Source organism: Streptomyces sp. T028 (assembly GCF_048159505.1).
Lineage (GTDB): Bacteria > Actinomycetota > Actinomycetes > Streptomycetales > Streptomycetaceae > Streptomyces.
In genome coordinates, this window is the sequence record NZ_JBLRVZ010000005.1 from 13150 (window position 1) to 32613 (window position 19464).

19 protein-coding genes are annotated in these 19464 nt (G+C 71.7%); 6 read left to right on the forward strand and 13 right to left on the reverse strand.

From position 1 onward, the window contains the following. Positions 1-37 precede the first annotated feature (37 nt). Entirely contained in the window at positions 38-1180 is a 1143-nt protein-coding gene (gene dnaN / locus ACLZN2_RS04435) for a DNA polymerase III subunit beta (RefSeq protein ID WP_416977245.1), read from the reverse strand. Positions 1181-1320: 140 nt separating this feature from the next. Then, entirely contained in the window at positions 1321-2613 is a 1293-nt protein-coding gene (locus ACLZN2_RS04440) for an MFS transporter (protein WP_416977022.1), read from the reverse strand. Between the two features lie 63 nt (positions 2614-2676). Here ACLZN2_RS04440 and ACLZN2_RS04445 point away from each other — a divergent pair, with 63 nt between their 5' ends. Beyond that, entirely contained in the window at positions 2677-3630 is a 954-nt protein-coding gene (locus ACLZN2_RS04445; protein ID WP_416977023.1) for a LysR family transcriptional regulator, read from the forward strand. Between the two features lie 85 nt (positions 3631-3715). On the opposite strand, the gene ACLZN2_RS04450 is transcribed toward ACLZN2_RS04445, so the two are convergent. After that, positions 3716-4477, reverse strand: a complete 762-nt coding sequence (locus ACLZN2_RS04450; RefSeq protein WP_416977024.1) for an alpha/beta hydrolase — start codon at positions 4475-4477, stop codon at positions 3716-3718. 113 nt (positions 4478-4590) lie between these two features. Here ACLZN2_RS04450 and ACLZN2_RS04455 point away from each other — a divergent pair, with 113 nt between their 5' ends. Further along, positions 4591-5754 (forward strand): adenosine deaminase, encoded by a 1164-nt coding sequence (locus ACLZN2_RS04455; RefSeq protein ID WP_416977025.1) that lies wholly within the window; start codon positions 4591-4593, stop codon positions 5752-5754. A 138-nt stretch (positions 5755-5892) separates the two neighbouring features. Next, positions 5893-6270: an ATP-binding protein gene (locus ACLZN2_RS04460; protein ID WP_416977026.1), complete on the forward strand. Its 378-nt coding sequence runs from the start codon at positions 5893-5895 to the stop codon at positions 6268-6270. Positions 6271-6364: 94 nt separating this feature from the next. Here ACLZN2_RS04460 and ACLZN2_RS04465 read toward each other — a convergent pair whose 3' ends face one another. From ACLZN2_RS04465 to afsQ1, 5 genes are all read right to left on the reverse strand, one after another. Then, entirely contained in the window at positions 6365-6565 is a 201-nt protein-coding gene (locus ACLZN2_RS04465; RefSeq protein WP_416977027.1) for a PspC domain-containing protein, read from the reverse strand. A gap of 128 nt (positions 6566-6693) precedes the next feature. Further along, positions 6694-7245, reverse strand: a complete 552-nt coding sequence (locus tag ACLZN2_RS04470; protein WP_416977028.1) for a VanZ family protein — start codon at positions 7243-7245, stop codon at positions 6694-6696. A 173-nt stretch (positions 7246-7418) separates the two neighbouring features. After that, positions 7419-8024, reverse strand: coding sequence for a hypothetical protein (locus ACLZN2_RS04475; protein WP_416977029.1), 606 nt, complete (start codon positions 8022-8024; stop codon positions 7419-7421). Beyond that, the gene (locus tag ACLZN2_RS04480) at positions 8024-9625 is read right to left on the reverse strand and encodes an ATP-binding protein (protein WP_416977030.1); all 1602 of its coding nucleotides are present in this window, start codon (positions 9623-9625) and stop codon (positions 8024-8026) included. The genes ACLZN2_RS04475 and ACLZN2_RS04480 overlap by 1 nt, the downstream gene beginning before the upstream one ends. After that, positions 9622-10299, reverse strand: coding sequence for a two-component system response regulator AfsQ1 (gene afsQ1 / locus ACLZN2_RS04485; protein ID WP_174867840.1), 678 nt, complete (start codon positions 10297-10299; stop codon positions 9622-9624). Before afsQ1 ends, ACLZN2_RS04480 begins: the two co-directional genes overlap by 4 nt. 577 nt (positions 10300-10876) lie before the next feature. On the opposite strand from afsQ1, the gene ACLZN2_RS04490 reads away from it, so the two are divergent. Continuing rightward, positions 10877-11614: a SigE family RNA polymerase sigma factor gene (locus ACLZN2_RS04490; protein ID WP_416977031.1), complete on the forward strand. Its 738-nt coding sequence runs from the start codon at positions 10877-10879 to the stop codon at positions 11612-11614. 243 nt (positions 11615-11857) lie between these two features. Here the strand turns inward: ACLZN2_RS04490 and ACLZN2_RS04495 are convergent, their stop codons facing one another. Next, entirely contained in the window at positions 11858-12571 is a 714-nt protein-coding gene (locus tag ACLZN2_RS04495; protein WP_416977032.1) for a uridine kinase family protein, read from the reverse strand. 59 nt (positions 12572-12630) lie between these two features. On the opposite strand from ACLZN2_RS04495, the gene ACLZN2_RS04500 reads away from it, so the two are divergent. Then, positions 12631-13038 (forward strand): hypothetical protein, encoded by a 408-nt coding sequence (locus ACLZN2_RS04500; RefSeq protein WP_416977033.1) that lies wholly within the window; start codon positions 12631-12633, stop codon positions 13036-13038. A gap of 227 nt (positions 13039-13265) precedes the next feature. On the opposite strand, the gene ACLZN2_RS04505 is transcribed toward ACLZN2_RS04500, so the two are convergent. The 3 genes from ACLZN2_RS04505 to deoC are packed head-to-tail and all read right to left on the reverse strand — an operon-like array spanning position 13266 to position 16562. Further along, entirely contained in the window at positions 13266-14174 is a 909-nt protein-coding gene (locus ACLZN2_RS04505) for an aldehyde dehydrogenase family protein (protein ID WP_416977034.1), read from the reverse strand. After that, positions 14167-15603 (reverse strand): aldehyde dehydrogenase family protein, encoded by a 1437-nt coding sequence (locus ACLZN2_RS04510; RefSeq protein WP_416977035.1) that lies wholly within the window; start codon positions 15601-15603, stop codon positions 14167-14169. The genes ACLZN2_RS04505 and ACLZN2_RS04510 overlap by 8 nt, the downstream gene beginning before the upstream one ends. 5 nt (positions 15604-15608) lie before the next feature. Next, complete coding sequence (gene deoC, locus ACLZN2_RS04515; RefSeq protein WP_416977246.1) at positions 15609-16562, reverse strand: deoxyribose-phosphate aldolase; 954 nt, start codon at positions 16560-16562, stop codon at positions 15609-15611. 268 nt (positions 16563-16830) lie between these two features. On the opposite strand from deoC, the gene ACLZN2_RS04520 reads away from it, so the two are divergent. Further along, entirely contained in the window at positions 16831-17523 is a 693-nt protein-coding gene (locus ACLZN2_RS04520; RefSeq protein ID WP_416977036.1) for a PH domain-containing protein, read from the forward strand. A 169-nt stretch (positions 17524-17692) separates the two neighbouring features. Here the strand turns inward: ACLZN2_RS04520 and ACLZN2_RS04525 are convergent, their stop codons facing one another. Then, complete coding sequence (locus ACLZN2_RS04525) at positions 17693-19324, reverse strand: phospho-sugar mutase (protein ID WP_416977037.1); 1632 nt, start codon at positions 19322-19324, stop codon at positions 17693-17695. Positions 19325-19464: the final 140 nt, after the last annotated feature.

Sequence of the window (19464 nt, forward strand, 5' to 3'; positions counted from 1 at the left end):
CACTGACAACGGCCTGCCGAGCCGCCGAAACCGCAGGTCAGGACAGTTGCTTCACGGACATCAGCAGATGCCGGTGCACCCCGGGCGCCTCCGCCGCGTCCAGCAGCGCCCGCTGCCCGGCCCCCAGCAGCTCCAGCCGCAGCGCCCGCGCCTCGAAGGAGGTCAGCGCGTCCAGCAGGAACGCCGGGTTGAAGGCGACCGCCACCTCCTCGGCACCGGTCAGCGTGGCGGGCAGCCGCTGCGCGGCCACGTCGTCGCCGTACCCGGCGCGCAGCAGCACCGACTCCGGCTCGAACTCCAGCCGTACGGGCCCGTTCGCCTCCGCCACCACCGCGACGCGCCGTACGGCCTCCGCGAGCGCCCCGCACTCCACCTCGGCGACCGCCGCCCCCGTCATGTCGAACAGCTTCCCGTAGCCCGGCAGCCGCCCGTCCAGCCGCCGCAGGACGGTCCGCATCCGCCCGCCCTCGAACCCGATCGACCCGCCCCCGCCGGCCCCGCCGCCCGAGTCGAGCCCGACCTGTACGACCCCGCACCGTGCCAGCGACCGTGACACCTCCAGCAGCCGCCGGGCCGGCACCAGCGCCTCCACCACCCCCTGGGCGGCGGTCTCCGCCACAGCTTCCGCCTCCGCCTTCCACTCCAGCCGCCGTACTGCGTACCGGTAGCGGTCGGACGCGGACAGGGTCATCTCGTCGCCGTCCAGGCACAGCTGCAGGCCGGTCAGCGCGGGGAGCGTGTCGTCGCGGCCCGCCGCCACCGCGACCTGCGCCACGGCGGTGGCGAACGCGGCCGCGTCCACGGTGCCGTACACCCGCGGTGGCACGGGCGCGGCCGGGTACTCCTCGCGGGGCAGGGTCGACAGCCCGAAGCTCGTACCGCCCGCCTCGACCGTGAACCGCGTCCCCTCCAACGCACAGCGCACCGGACCGTCCGGCAGCACCTTGCAGATGTCCAGCAGCCGCCGCCCCAGGACCAGCACCTGCCCGCCCCGCACCACCTCGGCGTCCGTGTCGATCCGCGCCGCCGTCTCCAGGTCGGACCCGGACACGCTCAGCCGCCCCTCGCCCGCCTCCAGCAGCAGCCCGCCCAGCACCGGCACCGGTGTCCGCGCGGGCAGCGCCCGGGCCGCCCACCCCACGGCCTCGACGAGATCACCCCGGTCGACCCGGAACTCCACCATGAACAAACCCCCTGCTCGAACCAGTGACCAGTGACCAGTGGCCAATGGACAGTGGTTGCGCAGGCTATGCGCGCCCACTGACAACAGGTTCTGAACAGGGGGAACGCTGTTGGTCGTTGTTTGGTGTGCCGTCGGCCTCAGTGGGCGGCCACCGGCTCCCGCCGGGCGGCGACCCGCGCCGCCCGCGTCCCGAGGACCGTGATCGCCACGACCCCGAGCACCGCCAGGACACCCACGCCGACCGTGCCGGCCCAGCCGCCGGAGTGGAAGGCGATCGCGCCGACCGTGGAGCCGGTGCTGGAGCCGATGTAGTAGGCCGACTGGTACAGGGCGGAGGCCTGGGCGCGGCCGGTGGTGGCCGTCCTGCTGACCGCCGAGGACGCCACCGCGTGCCCGGCGAAGAAGCCCGCCGTGATCAGGACCAGGCCCAGCAGGACCAGCGGCAGGGAGTCCGCCAGGGACAGCAGCAGGCCCGCCGCCGTCGTGGCGGCCGCCAGATACAGGGCCCCGCGCCGCCCGAACCGGCCCACAAGACGGCCCGCCGTCGACGCCGACACCGTGCCGACCAGGTACACCAGGAAGATCGAGCCGACGACGCCCTGCGGGAGCGAGAACGGCGCCTCGGTCAGCCGGTAGCCGACGACCGTGTACACACCGCCGAAGACGGTCATGAACAGCGCGCCGATCGCGTACAGCCGGCACAGCAGCGGGTTCGCCAGGTGGTCGCGGACCGTGCGGGCCAGGACGCGGGGCTTCAGCGAGCCCGCGGTGAAGTGCCTGGGCGCCGGCAGCAGCAGCCGGAAGGCGATCGCGCAGCCCACGGCCAGCACACCGACCACCCCGAGGGCGACCCGCCAGCCCCACTCCTGCGCGACCCAGCCGGTGATGACCCGGCCGCTCATACCGCCGACGCTGTTGCCCGCGACGAACAGCCCGATCGCCGTGACCAGCGCCTTCGGCCGCACCTCCTCGGCCAGATACGCGGTCGCCGACGCCGGAAGACCGGCCAGCGCCGCGCCCTGCACCGCCCGCAGCACCACCAGCGCGCCCAGCGACGGCGCGAAGGGGACCAGCAGCCCGACGGTCACCGCGACCGCCAGCGAGGCCGTCATCACCGTACGGCGGCCGTAGCGCTCGGAGAGGGCGCTCATCGGCAGCACGAACAGCGCCAGTCCGCCGGTCGCCGCCGCCACCGTCCAGCTGGCCTCGCCCGCCGCCACCCCGAAGTCACCGGAGATCAGCGGCAGCAGCGCCTGCGTGGAGTACAGCAGGGCGAAGGTCGCCACACCGGCGAGGAAGAGCGCGAAGCTCATCCGGCGGTAGCCGGGGCCACCGGGGGTCATACGGGAGTCGTCGGCAACAGGGACAGCAACAGGGACAAGGGACGCGGCGCCCACGATCGTGGACGCCCCGGTACTGGCGGGAGACATACCTCGAAACTACGTACGCCCCTGCTGATCCGTCCAATGCACGGACTGGTCATAATCGTTCCCATGATGCATCAGCAGAGGTCACAGGCTCACCTGTCACCATCCAGTGACACAGAAGACATGGCGATGTTGCTGGCGCCCCGGCTCGCCCACTTCGCCGGGGTCGCCCGCACCGAGCACGTCACCCGGGCCGCGCAGGAGATGCAGGTCCCGCAGTCGACCCTGTCCCGGGCGATGGTCCGCCTCGAACAGGACCTGGGCGTCGACCTGTTCGCCCGCCGCGGCCGCACGGTCTCCCTCACCCCGGCCGGCCGCACCTTCCTCACCTCGGTCGAGCGCGCGCTCGCGGAGATCGGGAAGGCCGCCGACGCGGTCCGCGCCGACGCCGACGCGGCCACCGGCAAGGTCGCGTTCGGCTTTCTGCACACCCTGGGCGCCGAGACGGTGCCCGGCCTGATCCATGCCTTCCGCGCCGACCATCCGCGCGTCCGCTTCAGCCTCGTCCAGAACTACGGCGAGGCGATGCTCGAACGCCTGCGCGCAGGCGAACTCGACCTCTGTCTGACCTCCCCGGTCCCGGACGCCCCCGACCTGGTCGCCCGCCGCCTCGACGAGCAGAAACTCCGCCTGGTCGTCCCCGCCGACCACCGCCTCGCCGGCCGCAAACGCGTCCGCCTCGCCGAAGCGGCCGACGAAACCTTCGTCACCCTCGAACCCAACTACGGCATGCGCCGCATCACCGACGACCTCTGCAAGGAGGCCGGCTTCAAACCCCGCATCGCCTTCGAGGGCGAGGAAGCGGAAACCCTACGGGGCCTGGTGGCGGCAGGCCTGGGCGTGGCCCTCCTGCCCCCACCGGCGGTGGCCCGCCCAGGCGTGGTCGAACTGACGGTCACGGCCCCCCGAGCAGTCCGCGAGATCGGAGTCGCCTGGCTGGACGGCCACCCGGACACACCCCCGGTAGCAGCCTTCAAGAGGTTCCTACTGTCGAGACGCGGAAACCTGTTGCCGACTTAGGCGCAACCCACCCAGGGGCGCGGGGAACTGCGCGACCAGCCCAAACGCACCCGCACCCCGCAACGCTCCGAAACCACCCCCCACCTCACCGGCGCAACGACTTCCCAAACCCCGCAGCCAACGGCATCCGCAACCCCAACGGCGGCGGAGCCACCAGCGCATCCTCGACAGGCCGGGAAAACCCCCTCCCGAACAACACCCCCATCACAAAGTCCTCGGCCAACGCCAGCACTTCATCCCGGTACTGATGCAACCCGTGCCCATCCGCATGCACCTCGAACCGGCACACATCCCGATTCGCCTTCTTCGCCCGAGCCGCCAGCCGGAACGACAACTCCGGGTCACTGCGGTCGTCATGGGTGCCGTGCACCACCATCACCCGCCGCCCCACCAACTGCTTCACCGGTTCGGGTGGCGCCGCCACATCGTCCTGCGGCAGCCAAGGGGCGAGCGCCAGCACGGAGTTGACGGCCTCATGACCCCCCGCCCGCAACGCCGCCCGTCCGCCCATCCCGACTCCGGCGAGGCACACGGGAACGTCCCCGTACCGCCGTACGACCTCGTCGGTCGCCCAGGTCGCGTCCGCGGCGAGATGCGCCGCGCTGCCGTTCCAGCCGCGGTAGCGGTAGTGCACGACATGGGTGACCAGCCCCTCCTCGCGGCCGGCCCGGGTGAGTCTTCGTCCGAGGCCGCGCATGGTGGCGGCCGCCCACATCGGGGACGGTCTGCGCTCGGACACCTCCTCGCCGCCCGGGAGCAGCAGCACCACCCCGCTCACCGCCGTCGGCTCAGGTCCGAGCGCCTTCCCCAGCCGGGCCGTCCGAACCGGCGTCAGTTGCTGTGCCATGACAGAACAGTGTCAGAAGCAGTGGTGTACTCCACCCGTCCGTGCGGTCACCGTTGCGTATCGGCGGCGGGGTGAAGCGGGCGATCTACGCGCGTAGGAGTTAGAGTGCGAAAATGACGAGCCAGAGCATCCAGGCGGGCCTCACTCCCAACCCGGACCAGATCCGGCGGGCGCCCAAGGTTCTGCTGCACGACCACCTCGACGGCGGGCTGCGCCCCGGCACGATCGTCGACCTCGCCCGGGAGACCGGGTACCCCCATCTCCCCGAGAGCGACCCGGACAAGCTGGGCCTCTGGTTCCGGGAGGCCGCCGACTCCGGCTCCCTGGAACGGTACTTGGAGACCTTCTCGCACACCGTCGGCGTGATGCAGACCCGCGACGCCCTGGTGCGGGTCGCCCGGGAGTGCGCCGAGGACCTCGCCGAGGACGGCGTCGTCTACGCCGAGGTGCGCTACGCCCCCGAGCAGCACCTCGACGCCGGACTGAGCCTGGAAGAGGTCGTCGAGGCCGTCAACGAGGGCTTCCGGGAAGGCGAGCGGACGGCCCGTCGGAACGGACGCCGCATCCGCGTCGGCGCCCTGCTCACCGCGATGCGGCACGCCGCCCGCTCCCTGGAGATCGCCGAACTCGCCAACCGCTACCGGGATCTCGGCGTCGCCGGCTTCGACATCGCGGGCGCCGAGGCCGGTTTCCCGCCCACCCGTCACCTCGACGCCTTCGAATATCTGAAGCGGGAGAACAACCACTTCACCATCCACGCAGGCGAGGCATTCGGGCTGCCGTCCATCTGGCAGGCCCTGCAGTGGTGCGGCGCCGACCGGCTCGGGCACGGCGTACGCATCATCGACGACATCGAGGTCGCCGCCGACGGCAGTGTGAAGCTCGGCCGGCTCGCCTCCTACGTCCGCGACAAGCGCATCCCGCTGGAGATGTGCCCCAGCTCCAACCTCCAGACCGGCGCGGCCGCCTCCTACGCCGAGCACCCCATCGGTCTGCTGCGCCGACTGCACTTCCGGGCCACGGTCAACACCGACAACCGGCTGATGTCCGGCACCAGCATGAGCCAGGAATTCGAGCACCTTGTCGACGCGTTCGGTTACACGCTCGACGATCTGCAATGGTTCTCGGTCAATGCTATGAAGTCAGCATTCATTCCTTTCGATGAACGTCTCGCCATGATCAATGACGTGATCAAACCCGGCTATGCCGAGCTGAAGTCCGAATGGCTGTTCCAGCAGACGGCCTCCACCAGCGGTTCCCTGCCCGCGGAGGGCTGACCGCACGGTTTCCTCGGGTGCGAAATGCGGGCGCACGTTCACAACCCGTCCGCATTTCGATGTTTGCGGCCTCCCCCTTTCCGTGTTTACGGTCGTGGACCGATCGGTTTCCCGTATCCCATTCGAGGACGCATTTTCATGAAGCAGTCTGCTGCCAAGACCCTCGGTGTCGCCGCCCTCGGTGCCGCCATCGCCGCCGTCGGAGCGGGCGCCGCCAACGCCGCCCCGGCCGTCCCCGATGCCCCGCAGGCGCTGGACACGGTCTCCGGATCGCTGCCCTTGGAGAACGCCAAGAACGTCACCAAGGCGCTGCCGGCCGCCGGCAAGGTGCTGGAGCAGGCGCAGCCGTCGCAGGCCCAGCCGGCGCTCGCCGCGGGCCTCGCCGCCGTACAGCCGGCCGCCGAGCAGGCGCTCGCCCACGGCCCGACCAAGCCGGTCGCCGGTCTGCTCGGCGGACTTCCGGTCCAGGGCCTGCCCACGCACGGGATGCCGGTGAACGGGGTGCCGATCGGCTGAATCCCCCTTTTGTGCGCGACCTTTGCTGCGCGACGCCGTTGGGGCGCACCCGGAGTGACGGGCGCGCCCCAACGGCGTTTCGCGTGGGCCCGGATCACCAGGCCGTGCGCGCCTTGTCCTCCGCCGGCAACAGGATCCACAGCGCTATGTAGAGCAGGAACTGCGGGCCGGGCAGCAGACAGGAGAGCACGAAGATCACGCGCATGGTGGTCGCGGAGGTGCCGAAGCGGCGGGCCAGCGCGGCGCACACTCCGCCGATCATGCGGCCGTTGGTGGGGCGGGCGAGGCTGGACATCTGCGGCTCCTTCGTGAGCGTCGGAGAGAGGCGGCCCCTGCGGCTGCCCCAGCTGTCTTCAACGCTACGGAGCCGAACAGAACAAAGCGTCACTCTCCGGAGCCATCCCGACCCCGAGATTCCTTCTCCTACGGGGCTACGCCGACCCTGGGAATCCTCGGGGTCCGACCCTGAGCCGCGTCCTCCTGCAAGGCCGCCGCAGGCATCCGGCGTGCGCCTCTGCGACGCAGCCACACCCGGGCCGCCGGCACCACCGTGGCGTGTGCGAGGGCCACGCCCACGGTGTTCAGCAGCAGGGAGTCCACGTCCACGACCTGACCCGGCACCCCGGTCTGCAGCAGCTCGATGGCCAGGGACAGCAGGGCGCCCGCCGCGACCGTACGGATCAGGGACGCGAGCGGCGAGACGCGGAGCCGGCCGTGCACCAGCGGCAGCAGGACGCCCAGCGGGGCGAGCAGCCCCAGCCCGCCACCGATCCGGCGGGCCGCCTCGGGCCAGCCCAGTCTCAGGTCGGCACGGATCCCGGCGAACGGATGCAGATTGGTGGGCAGCACCCAGGGCACGTCCCGGGGGCGCAGCGTGACCCAGGCCACGAACACGAGGTGCGCGGCCAGGAGGACAACCCCGGTCGCACGGAGACGGAACGCGGCGCTGCCGCCGATGGAGCCTTGACGCTGCACGACCCCCTAGACGCACCCCCCGGCACGATCGGTTCCGACTCCCCACCGGCCACTCCCACAAGCCCCTGCGCCTCCCGGCGGGCCGCCACCCCACCATCCGGCGGTGACCTGCGACGACACCGCCCGCGGAGCCACCCGTGAGGCATCCGCCACACCCGGCGGCAGAGAGGCGCTCAGCTCCCGGTGACCGCCGAGGACGGCGGCTCCGTGCTGCCCGGGCGGGAGCGGACCTCGTCCGTGCACTCGTAGCGGCGCAGAGGGTCGGAACCCGGGCCGCCGAGGACCACCGAGCCGTCGCCCTCGGCCGCGGCCGAGTCGGAGAAGGTGCACACCAGCTGGGCGAGCGCGTAGGAGGTGAGGGTGTCCGGGGGCACGCTCAGCCGGAGCGTGTCGTCGGGGTCCTCGGCGCGCGGCCCGCTCACCGTCATCCCGCCGCGCACGTCGGTGGTGTACCCGGCCTCCTTCTCGGCCGCCGACGGCGACTCGGCGAGCTGGTCGAGCAAGCCCTGCGCCACCAGCGCGCGCCGCTGGGAGTCCGCCGCCCCGTCCGGGACCCGCACCGAGCGGTCGACGGCCACCAGCGACGAGCCGCACAGCAGGAACACCTGCACCGGCACCCCCGCGCGCGCGGGCTGCGACGCGACGTCCGGATCGCTGAGCGAGCAGCGCACCCGGGATGGCGCGGCCCCGAAGTCGGTCGGTACCTCGGTGGCCCGGATCCCGCAGCCGGTGAGCAGACCGGCGAGCAGGGGAACCACGAGCAGACGGCGTACGTTCATCAGGCGTCCCCCTTGTTGTCCTTCCCGGCCTTCGCGCCCGGTCCGCCCTGCGCCCCCTGCCCGCCCGGCTCCACCAGCTCCGACGCGTCCCTCGGCAGCCGCAGCGTGAACACCGCGCCGCCCTCCGCGGAGTTGGCGGCGGTGATCTCGCCGCCGTGGATGTGGGCGTTCTCCAGGGCGATCGACAGCCCGAGCCCGCTGCCGTCGGAGCGCGGCCGGGAGGCGCTCGCCTTGTAGAACCGGTCGAAGACGTGCGGCAGCACCTCATCGGGGATGCCCGGCCCGTGGTCGCGTACGGCGATGACGACGTCCTCGGCCGACTCGCGCACCGACACCCGCACCGGGGAACCGCCGTGCTTGAGCGCGTTGCCGATGAGGTTGGCGAGTATCACGTCCAGGCGCCGCGGATCCAGCCGGGCGTGGATGCCGCGTTCGGCGTCCAGGTCGACCGCGTCCAGCCACGCGCGCGCGTCGATGCAGAAGGTGATCTGGTCGGCGACGTCGACGTCGTCGAGCACCAGACGGGCCGTACCGGCGTCGAAGCGGGTGACCTCCATCAGGTTCTCGACGAGGTCGTTGAGCCGCCGGGTCTCGCTGACCACCAGCCGCACGGCGGGCTCGATCATCGGGTCGATGCTGCCCGACTCGGCGTCCAGCTCCTCCTCCAGCACCTCCGTGACGGCGGTGATGGCGGTCAGCGGCGTCCGCAGCTCGTGCGACATGTCGGCGACGAACCGCCGGGACGCCTCGTCCCGCGCGGCCATGTCGTCGACCCGCTTCTCCAGCGCCTCCGCCGTCCGGTTGAACGTCCGTGACAGATCGGCGAGTTCGTCCGTGCCCGACACCCGCAGCCGGGTGTCCAGGCGGCCCTCGCCGAGCCGCCGCGCCGCGACCCCCAGCCGGTGCACCGGCTTCAGTACGGTCGTGGCGGCGGCCTGCGCGAGCAGCGCGGCGCCGATCAGCGCGAGCCCGGTGGCGATCCCCAGCGACCAGGCCAGCGAGTTGAGGTCCTTGGCCTCCGGCTCCAGCGACTTGCGCATGTACCCGGTCGGCCCGCCGCCGATCACCTTCGTACCGGCCACCAGATACGGCGTGCCGTGCTCCACGACCCGCTGCCAGTACAGGTGGTACGGCGACTTGTTGCCGTCGGTGACGTCCTGCTCCTTGTTCACCGCCGTACGCAGCGACTTGGGCACGTCGTCCAGCGAGAAGCCGTTCAGCCCGCCGGAGTTGCCGTACACCGTCCGGCCGTTCGCGTCCTCGCCGACCAGCAGCACGCTGAACCGCTGGCTGCTGTTGGCCATCTGCCCGGCGGTGTGCTGCAGCTCGTCCTGCGTCGGATGCTCGGGCAGCGAGCCCGCCCGGTTCTGCATCTCCTGCTCGAAGTCCCGCAGCACCGCGCCCTGGGTACGGGTCAGCACGGCCTCGCGGTTGAGCCAGTACGCGATGCCGGACGCGGACACGGCGGCGGTCAGCGCGACCGCCCCGAAGACGACGACGAGTCTGAGCCGCAGGCTGGTGAACCGCAGCCGTGACAGATGCCCCTTGCGCACCGCGGACCAGCCGCGGAACCCGCGGGACTCTCCTTGCTCCTCCGTCACTGAGGGGCGTCCAGGCGGTAGCCGACCCCGCGGACGGTACGGATCAGCGTCGGCGACGAGGGCACGTCCTCGACCTTGGCGCGCAGCCGCTGCACACAGGCGTCGACGAGCCGCGAGTCACCGAGGTAGTCGTGCTCCCACACCAGACGCAGCAGCTGCTGCCGGGACAGCGCCTGCCCCGGCCGCCGGCTCAGTTCGAGGAGCAGCCGCAGCTCGGTCGGCGTGAGCTGCAGGTCCTCGCCGTTCTTCGTCACGGTCATCGCCGCGCGGTCGATGACCAGGCTGCCGAAGGCCGCCGCGTCGTTCGACTCGCGCTCGCCGCGCCGCAGCACGGCCCGGATCCGGGCGTCCAGCACCCGGCCCTGGACGGGTTTGACGACATAGTCGTCGGCGCCGGACTCCAGCCCGACCACCACGTCGATGTCGTCGCTGCGCGCGGTGAGCAGGATGATCGGCAGCTGGTCGGTGCGCCGGATACGCCGGCACACCTCGAAACCGTCGATGCCGGGCAGCATGACGTCCAGCACGATCAGATCCGGCCGCTGCTCGCGCAACAGCTTCAGACCGTCCTCACCGCTCGCAGCGGTCGCCACTCGGTGCCCCTGGCGCGTCAGTGAGAGCTCCAGGGCCGTACGGATGGCGTCGTCGTCCTCGATCAGCAACAGGGAAGGCACGGGCTCATTCTGGCCCATGAGGGGGCTGTCGTTCGACCTGTGGGGCTGGGCTCGGACGCCAGAGGGAGATGGTTTCGGCGGCGCGGGCGGTGTGAAGGGGGTCGGACGCCTCCTGCGCGCGCCGGTGGCGAGGGCGGGCGTCGAGGTGCCCGCGTACCCGTGGACCTGCGGTTTCGACGAGTGCGAGCAGTTCGGCGCGGGTGCGCGGACCGAGGCGTTCGGCGAGGTCGGAGAGGATCGGCCGGCCTCCCCGCCGGATCGCAGATGTTGTACGAGACCTGTCAGGAAACCGTGCGGCATCGGCCCGGCCCTGCGGCCCACGCCTTGCCGGGCCGGCGCGGCAGCGCGCGCCAGGCCGCCAATGACCAGGTCAAGGGTGGTACGGCGGGGTCCGTTGACCCAGCGGACAGCCGTACCCCCGACGACTGTGAACACCCTGTGGTGTCGGCATGACAGACCCCTGTGACAGGTCTGTGACAGTCGGCGGACACGGCGATGAAGTGGCCCCGGCAGTCTTTTGGGCACAGGCAAGAACGCAAAGAACGAAACACCGGAAGTCCACGACGGGGGGCGCGAGATGAACACGCTGCACGGTAAGAACACCACCGCAGTCGCAGTCGTCACGCGTCTCCACGACGTGAACGCCGGCCGGGTTTCCGAGAAGTCCGGTGTCGTGAGCGGGCGGGGGTGCGCTCGCGGCACCGGGCGTCAGCACACCGGGTTCATGACGGTGGTTGACGAGGCTCACGGGGGAGCCGCGTACAGGGAGGACACGGGGGAGCGTCGCTCGCTGACCGAGGCGGAGTTCACCGCCTACGTCCAGGAGCGCCGCGCCTCCCTGTACGCCACCGCCTACCACCTCACCGGTGACCGCTTCGAGGCCGAGGACCTGCTGCAGAGCGCGCTGTTCTCGACGTACCGGGCATGGGACCGGATCAGCGACAAGGCCGCCGTCGGCGGATACCTCCGTCGCACCATGACGAACCTGCACATCAGCGCGTGGCGCCGCCGCAAGCTGAACGAGTACCCGACCGAGGAACTGCCGGAGACGCCCGGCGACACGGACGCGATGCGCGGCACCGAACTGCGCGCGGTCCTGTGGCAGGCGCTGGCCCGGCTGCCCGAACTCCAGCGGACGATGCTGGTCCTCCGGTACTACGAGGGCCGCACCGACCCGGAGATCGCGGAGATCCTCGACATCAGTGTCGGCACGGTGAAGTCCAGCATCTGGCGGTCGCTCCGCCGGCTGCGCGAGGACCAGGTCCTCAGCTTCGGCCGTGACGAGGAGGACGCCTTCGGGGAGCTTGTCGCCTGAGGGTCACGGGGGAAAGCACGGGGGAAACGGGGGAGCGGTACTCGGGGGCCCGACGGGGGATGTCGGGGAGCGGTACCGCGCAGTACGGGGGGAAGCACGGGGGAACGCCACTGGGGGGTGGCGTGGGGGGGAACGGGGGAAGCGGGGCTGGAGGGCCGGGGGGTCCTTCCAGTCCCGCTTACCCCTTTTTGCGCCTAAGCCGGCGCCGCTCTCGCGGACGTGGTTGCTCGCCGTCGTGGTTTCTCAATTGATGGTTGCGGTGTTCTTCGCTTTCACGCAGCGACCCGCAGCCGCGTTGGCCAGCCGGCCCATCGCCTCGTCGCGGTCGCAGGCGTACGCGCCGAGCGCGGTCTGCCGGGCCACGATGGAACGTTCCGCCCGCATCAGCCGCCAGCCCCGGCGCAGCAGGAACGGGACCGACTTACGGCCCTCCTTCAGATCGCGCAGGAAACGGCGGCGGAACGTCTTTACCGGGCCGCGGCTCAGACACAGCGCGTCGGCCAGCACGCCCAGTTCACGGCAGCGCTCGACGATCTCGGCGGCGAAGATGCCCTCCGCGATGAACAGCGGGGTCCGTCCCACCTCGACCGCCTCCGTGCCGGTGCGGGCGCTGAGCGAGATGTCGTAGACGGGTACGTTCGTACGACCCGACGCGCACAGTTCCACGATGGCGGCGACGGCCGTGTCCGCGTCCCATGATCCGGGGTGGTCCCAGTCGATGTCGGAGCTCCCGGCGACCAGCGGCAGGGTCGGGTCGTCGCCCTCCTTGTAGAAGTCGTCGAGCCGCAGCACGGGCAGACCGGAGCGGGCGGCGAGAAGGGACTTGCCGGAGCCGGAAGGGCCGCAGAGCAGCACGACTCGGGTGGGTATGGGCGGTTGGGAGCTCACGGGACACCAGTGTGAGGCATTGATCGGCCCCAGTACGACCCCGCGGGTCGGCTTTGAAGCGCGCGTCACACCTCAACTACCCTTTGTGTCGATCCGATTACCTTGCGCAGCAGAAGGTGGCACCAGTGATGGCCCGACACGCCTCCCCCCACACCCCCACCGGCCGGCGCGTGCTCGCCGCCCTCGCGACCGCCGCAGTGGCGCTGGGCGCGGGCGCCGGGACCGCCGCCGCGGCGACCGGCGAACCGGCCGCCGACGCGCCGCGGACCCGGCCCACCTCGCTCGGCAACATCGACCCGCAGACCGGCGTACGGGGCACGCTCGCCGCCCTGCCGTACGTCACCGGCGCGTTCACCGGTCTCAAGCCCAACCCGCTCGCGGGTACGGGTGTGGACCCTCTCGACAACGGGGTCGGCACGCAGGTCGCCGACTTCCAGCCGCTCACGTCCCAGATGCTGACCGCGCCCGTGGCGCAGGCGGAGTCGCTGGGGGCGGTTCCTGTGGTGGGGGATGCGACGCGGGTTGCGGGGGGCTGACTCCCACCGGGGTGCGGAATTCTGAAGGGGGTCGCGAAGTGAGCGATCCCCTTCGCCGTTCAGGGGGTCCGGCGGAGGTGGGTGACCAGGACGCGCGCGTGGCCAGCGCCAACGCCCGCAGCAGAGGTGAGGTTCTGTGAGCTCGGCGGAAGGGCCGCGGCTCCTCCGGACGGAGAGGGACCGCGGCCCTGTTCATGGGGGCGGCGTCGTACGCCGCTGCGTGGCCGTCAGTACGACGAGCCCGACGCGCCCAGTGAACCCGTCGGGTGCCAGACGGTCTTGGTCTCCAGGAACGCCGTCATGCGGTCGATGCCCGGCGTCTCCGTGTAATCCACAGGCTGTGGACGGAGGACGCGCTTGAGGTTGTCGGCCGCTGCGATCTCCAGGTCTTTCGCCAGGACCTCGTCGGCGCCCGCGAGGTCGATCGCGTTGACGTCCTGGTGCGCGGCAAGCGGGGCCGCGATCTCCGCCGTACGGCCGGAGAGGACGTTGACGACGCCGCCGGGGACGTCGGAGGTCGCCAGCACCTCGGCCAGGGAGAGGGCCGGGAGCGGGGACTTCTCGGAGGCGATCACCACGGCGGTGTTGCCCGTCGCGATCACCGGGGCCAGTACCGAGACCAGGCCCAGAAGGGACGACTCCTGTGGGGCCAGGACCGCGACCACGCCCGTCGGCTCGGGGGAGGAGAGGTTGAAGTACGGGCCCGCGACCGGGTTTCCGCCGCCCACGACCTGGGCGATCTTGTCGGTCCAGCCCGCGTACCAGACCCAGCGGTCGATCGTGGCGTCCACGACGTTGGCCGCCTTGGACTTGCCGAGGCCCTCGGCGTCGGCCACCTCGCGCACGAACTGGTCCCGGCGGCCCTCCAGCATCTCCGCGACGCGGTAGAGGATCTGGCCGCGGTTGTAGGCGGTGGCGCCGGACCAGCCGCCGAAGGCCTTGCGGGCGGCGACCACCGCGTCACGGGCGTCCTTGCGGGACGACTGCGGCGCGTTCGCGAGCCACTTGCCCTTGCCCGCCGCGTCAGCGGCTGATGTCTGCGTCGTCACCTCGTACACCCGGCCGCTCTCGGAACGCGGGAACTTCCCGCCGACGTACAGCTTGTAGGTCTTCAACACACTGAGTCGGTCAGACATCGAGGTACGCCTCCAGGCCGTGGCGACCGCCCTCGCGGCCGAAGCCCGACTCCTTGTAGCCGCCGAACGGCGAGGTCGGGTCGAACTTGTTGAACGTGTTGGACCAGACGACGCCGGCCCGGAGCTTGTTCGCCACCGCGAGGATGCGGGAGCCCTTCTCCGTCCAGATGCCCGCCGACAGGCCGTACGGCGTGTTGTTGGCCTTGGCGACGGCCTCGTCCGGGGTGCGGAAGGTGAGGACCGACAGGACCGGGCCGAAGATCTCGTCGCGGGCGACGGTGTGGGCCTGGGTGACGTTGGTGAACAGCGTCGGTGCGAACCAGTAGCCCGACTCCGGGAGTTCGCAGGCAGGGGACCAGCGCTCGGCGCCCTCCGCCTCGCCCCGCTCCACCAGCGCGGTGATCCGGGCGAGCTGCTCCTCGGAGTTGATCGCGCCGATGTCGGTGTTCTTGTCCAGGGGGTCGCCGAGGCGGAGCGTGGAAAGCCTGCGCTTGAGGGAGCCCAGCAGCTCCTCCTGGATCGACTCCTGGACGAGGAGCCGGGATCCGGCGCAGCAGACCTGGCCCTGGTTGAAGAAGATGCCGTTGACGATGCCCTCGACGGCCTGGTCGATGGGGGCGTCGTCGAAGACGATGTTGGCGCCCTTGCCACCCAGTTCCAGGGTGAGCTTCTTACGGGTGCCCGCGACCGTCTTCGCGATCTCCTTGCCGACGGCCGTGGAGCCGGTGAAGGCCACCTTGTTCACGTCCGGGTGCGCGACGAGCGCGGCGCCCGTGTCGCCGTAGCCCGGCAGGATGTTGACGACACCCTTGGGCAGGCCCGCCTGGCGGCAGATGTCCGCGAAGAAGAGCGCGGAGAGGGGGGTCGTCTCGGCGGGCTTGAGGACGACCGTGTTGCCGGTCGCCAGCGCCGGGGCGATCTTCCACGCCAGCATCAGGAGGGGGAAGTTCCAGGGGATGACCTGGCCCGCGACGCCGAGGGGCTTCGGCGAAGCGCCAAACCCGGCGTGGTCGAGCTTGTCGGCCCAGCCCGCGTAGTAGAAGAAGTGCGCGGCGACCAGGGGGAGGTCGGCGTCGCGGGTCTCCTTGATCGGCTTGCCATTGTCCAGGGTCTCCAGGACCGCGAGCTCGCGGCTGCGCTCCTGGATGATCCGGGCGATGCGGAACAGGTACTTCGCGCGCTCGGAGCCGGGCAGCGCCGACCACTTCTCGAAGGCCTTGCGGGCGGCCTTCACGGCACGGTCGACGTCCGCCTCGCCCGCCTGGGCGATCTCGGAGAGGACCTCCTCGGTGGACGGCGAGACGGTCTTGAAGACCTTGCCGTCGGCCGCGTCGACGAACTCGCCGTCGATGAAGAGGCCGTAGGAGGGGGCGATGTCGACGACCGAGCGGGACTCGGGTGCCGGGGCGTACTCGAATGCGGATGCCATGATGATCAGTCCACCGTCACGTAGTCGGGGCCGGAGTAGCGGCCGGTGGCCAGCTTCTGGCGCTGCATCAGCAGGTCGTTCAGGAGCGAGGAGGCGCCGAAGCGGAACCAGTGGTTGTCCAGCCAGTCCTGGCCGGCCGTCTCGTTGACCAGTACCAGGAACTTGATCGCGTCCTTGGAGGTGCGAATGCCGCCGGCGGGCTTCACGCCGACCTGGACCCCGGTCTGCGCCCGGAAGTCCCGCACCGCCTCCAGCATGAGGAGGGTGTTGGCGGGAGTGGCGTTGACGGCGACCTTGCCGGTCGACGTCTTGATGAAGTCGGCGCCCGCCAGCATGCCGAGCCAGCTCGCCCGGCGGATGTTGTCGTACGTCGACAGCTCCCCCGTCTCGAAGATGACCTTCAGCCGGGCCGCCCCGCAGGCCTCCTTCACGGCGACGATCTCGTCGTACACCTTCAGGTAGTTCCCCGCGAGGAACGCGCCGCGGTCGATGACCATGTCGATCTCGTCGGCGCCCGCGGCGACCGCGTCCCGCACGTCCGCCAGCTTGACGGAGAGGGCGGCGCGGCCCGCCGGGAAGGCGGTCGCGACCGAGGCGACCTTCACCCCGGAGCCGGCGACGGCCTCCTTGGCGACGGCCACCATGTCGGGGTAGACGCAGACCGCGGCGGTGGTGGGCGTGGTGCGGTCGGTCGGGTCGGGGCGGACCGCCTTGGCGCCGAGCGCCCGGACCTTGCCCGGGGTGTCCGCGCCTTCCAGCGTCGTCAGGTCGACCATCGAGATGGCGAGGTCGATGGCGTACGCCTTCGCGGTCGTCTTGATGGAACGGGTGCCGAGCGAGGCGGCGCGCGCCTCCAGGCCGACCGCGTCGACGCCGGGCAGCCCGTGGAGGAAGCGGCGCAGCGTGCTGCCGGACGACGTCACGTCCGTGAGGGCTGCGGTGGGTGCGTTGGTGGGCATGGTCACCAGACGAGCATATCTACGCGCGTAGCGGATGTATAGCCCGAGGGGCGGATCCCTGAGGCACCGGGTGAGCGGTCCGACCTCGAAGGGCCGCGGGGCTGTTTCGACATGCGGCTACCGCCGCGATGGGGGTCCCCCCGCTCGAGCGCAGCCGAGAGTGGGGGAGCGACCAGCCACGGACAACCCGCACCCGCGTTCGCGCTGAACCCCTGCGGCGCGTAGGCGGCTCGGCCCACCGCCGGAGGCGTGCGGCACAATCGGCCCCATGACCACCCCCGAAGACCAGCCCTCCGCTCAGCCCCCGGCACCCGGGTTCGACGACCGCGTCCACCGGTCGTCCGCCGGTATCGCGAGCGGCGTCCTGCTGCTGGCCCTCGTCGGCTGGCTCGGCGTCGACGCGATCGTCGCGGGCGAGGGGCGTACGCCGTGGCTGGCGCTCGCGACGCTCATCCTGGTCGTGCCGCTGGTCGTCGCCTTCACCCTGCGGCCCGCCGTGTACGCGGGCCAGGACCGGCTCCGGGTGCGCAACCCGTTCCGGGTGGTCGTGCTGCCCTGGGGGCAGATCGCGGCGCTGCGGTCCGGCTACTCCAACGAGGTCGTCGCCAGGTCGGGGACGAAGTTCCAGCTGTGGGCGATCCCGGTGTCGCTGCGGGCCCGCAAGTCGGCGGCCCGGCGGGAGGCCCGGGCGGCGGCGCAGGGCACTCCGGGGATCGAGGGCGGAGGACGGCGGAGCGGGCTCGGTGGCTTCGGTGGCCTCGGGGGTTCCTCCCGGCCGGTGCCGCAGGGGCCCGTGCGGGCCGCGACCGACCAGGTCATGGACGACCTGCGGAGCCTGTGGGAGACGCGCGAGAAGGAGGAGGGCGCGCAGGGCGAGGTGACCGTGCGGTGGGCGTGGGAGATCCTCGGCCCGGCCGCCGCCGGGGCCGTGGTGCTGGCGATTCTGCTGGCGGTGGGGTGAGCTTCCCCTGCATGTGGCGGGACCCCGCGCCGCGGCCGGCGGGTGTGGCGGCGGTGTTGTTCCTGCCCTGACTCGTGTGCGGTGAGCCGGGGCAGGGGCGGGTGCGGTGGTGGCCGTCCGATGCCGGTGGGCGTCACCGCCGTCGGCCTCGGTTACCTGCCTCCGGCGGTCAGATGCCCGCGGCGGCCGCCAGGTCCCGCTTGATCTCCGCGAGGATCTCGGCCGCCTTCGCGCGCGCGGCCGGGAGGGCGGTGAGGTCGGCCACCGGGACGACCACCTCCAGGTAGCACTTCAGCTTGGGCTCCGTGCCGCTGGGGCGGACGATCACCCGGGCGCCGTCGAGCGTGTAGCGCAGGCCGTCGGTCGGCGGCAGCCGGTCCGTTCCCCGGGTGAGGTCCTCGGCGCGGGTGACGGACAGCCCGGCGAGGGAGGCCGGGGGCCTCTCGCGCAGCCGGCGCATGGCGTCGGCGATCACGGACAGGTCCTCGACCCGGACCGAGAGCTGGTCGGTGGCGTGCAGACCGTGCTCCACGGCGAGCTCGTCCAGCAGGTCGAGCAGGGTACGGCCCTGCTCCTTGAGTTCGGAGGCCAGTTCCGTGATGAGCAGCGCGGCGGTGATGCCGTCCTTGTCGCGCACGCCCTCCGGGTCCACGCAGTAGCCGAGGGCCTCCTCGTAGCCGTAGCGCAGGCCCTCGACGCGGGCGATCCACTTGAAGCCGGTGAGGGTCTCCTCGTACGGCAGTCCCGCCTTCTCGGCGATGCGGCCGAGGAGGGAGGAGGAGACGATCGACTCGGCGAAGGTGCCGTGGGCGCCGCGCCGGACCAGGTGGGCGGCGAGCAGGGAGCCGACCTCGTCGCCGCGCAGCATCCGCCAGTCGCCGCCGTCGGGGACGGCCACGGCGCAGCGGTCGGCGTCCGGGTCGTTGGCGACGATCAGGTCGGGAGCCGTCTCACGGGCCTTCGCGAAGGCCAGGTCCATCGCACCGGGCTCCTCCGGGTTGGGGAAGGCCACGGTCGGGAAGTCGGGGTCCGGGTCGGCCTGTTCGGCCACCAGGACCGGCTCCGGGAATCCGGCGCGGGCGAACGCGGCGAGGAGGACGTCCTTGCCGACGCCGTGCATCGCCGTGTACACCGTGCGGGCGGTGCGCGGGGAGCCCTTGGCGAGTACGGCGTCCGTGCGGGCCAGGTAGGCGTCCAGGACCGCGTCGTCCAGGGTCTCCCAGCCGGTGTCGGGGCGGGGGACGTCGTGGAGCGAGGCGATCGCGTCGATCTCGGCGGCGATCTCCACGTCGGCGGGCGGCACGATCTGTGAGCCGTCGCCCAGGTAGACCTTGTAGCCGTTGTCGCGGGGCGGGTTGTGGCTGGCCGTGACCTCGACACCGGCGACCGCGCCGAGGTGTCTTATGGCGTAGGCCAGGACGGGGGTCGGGAGGGGGCGGGGGAGCACCGCGGCGCGCAATCCGGCGCCCGTCATCACGGCCGCGGTGTCGCGGGCGAAGTCCGCCGACTTGTGGCGGGCGTCGTAGCCGATGACGACGACTCCGTCGGTGTGGCCGTGCTTCCTGAGGTAGGCGGCGAGACCGGCGGCTGCGCGGATGACGACGGACCTGTTCATGCGCATGGGGCCGGCGCCGAGTTCGCCGCGTAGGCCGGCGGTGCCGAACTGGAGGGTGCCGTTGAAGCGGGTGGTGAGTTCGGGGACGTTCCCTGCCGTGAGGAGCTCGGCGAGTTCTGCGCGGGTCTCCGGGTCGGGGTCCTCGGCCAGCCAGGCCTGGGCGCGGGTGGTCAGGTCGTCTTGCACGTCGGTCAGCCTTTCGTGTGTGATGTCTCGCCCCCGCCGCCCTTACCCTTCCCATCCCCAGGGGCTCCGCCCCCTCGCCCCCGCCAGGGGGCTCCGCCCCCTGGACCCCCGTTCGGCCCTGAAGGGGCCTCGTCCTCAAA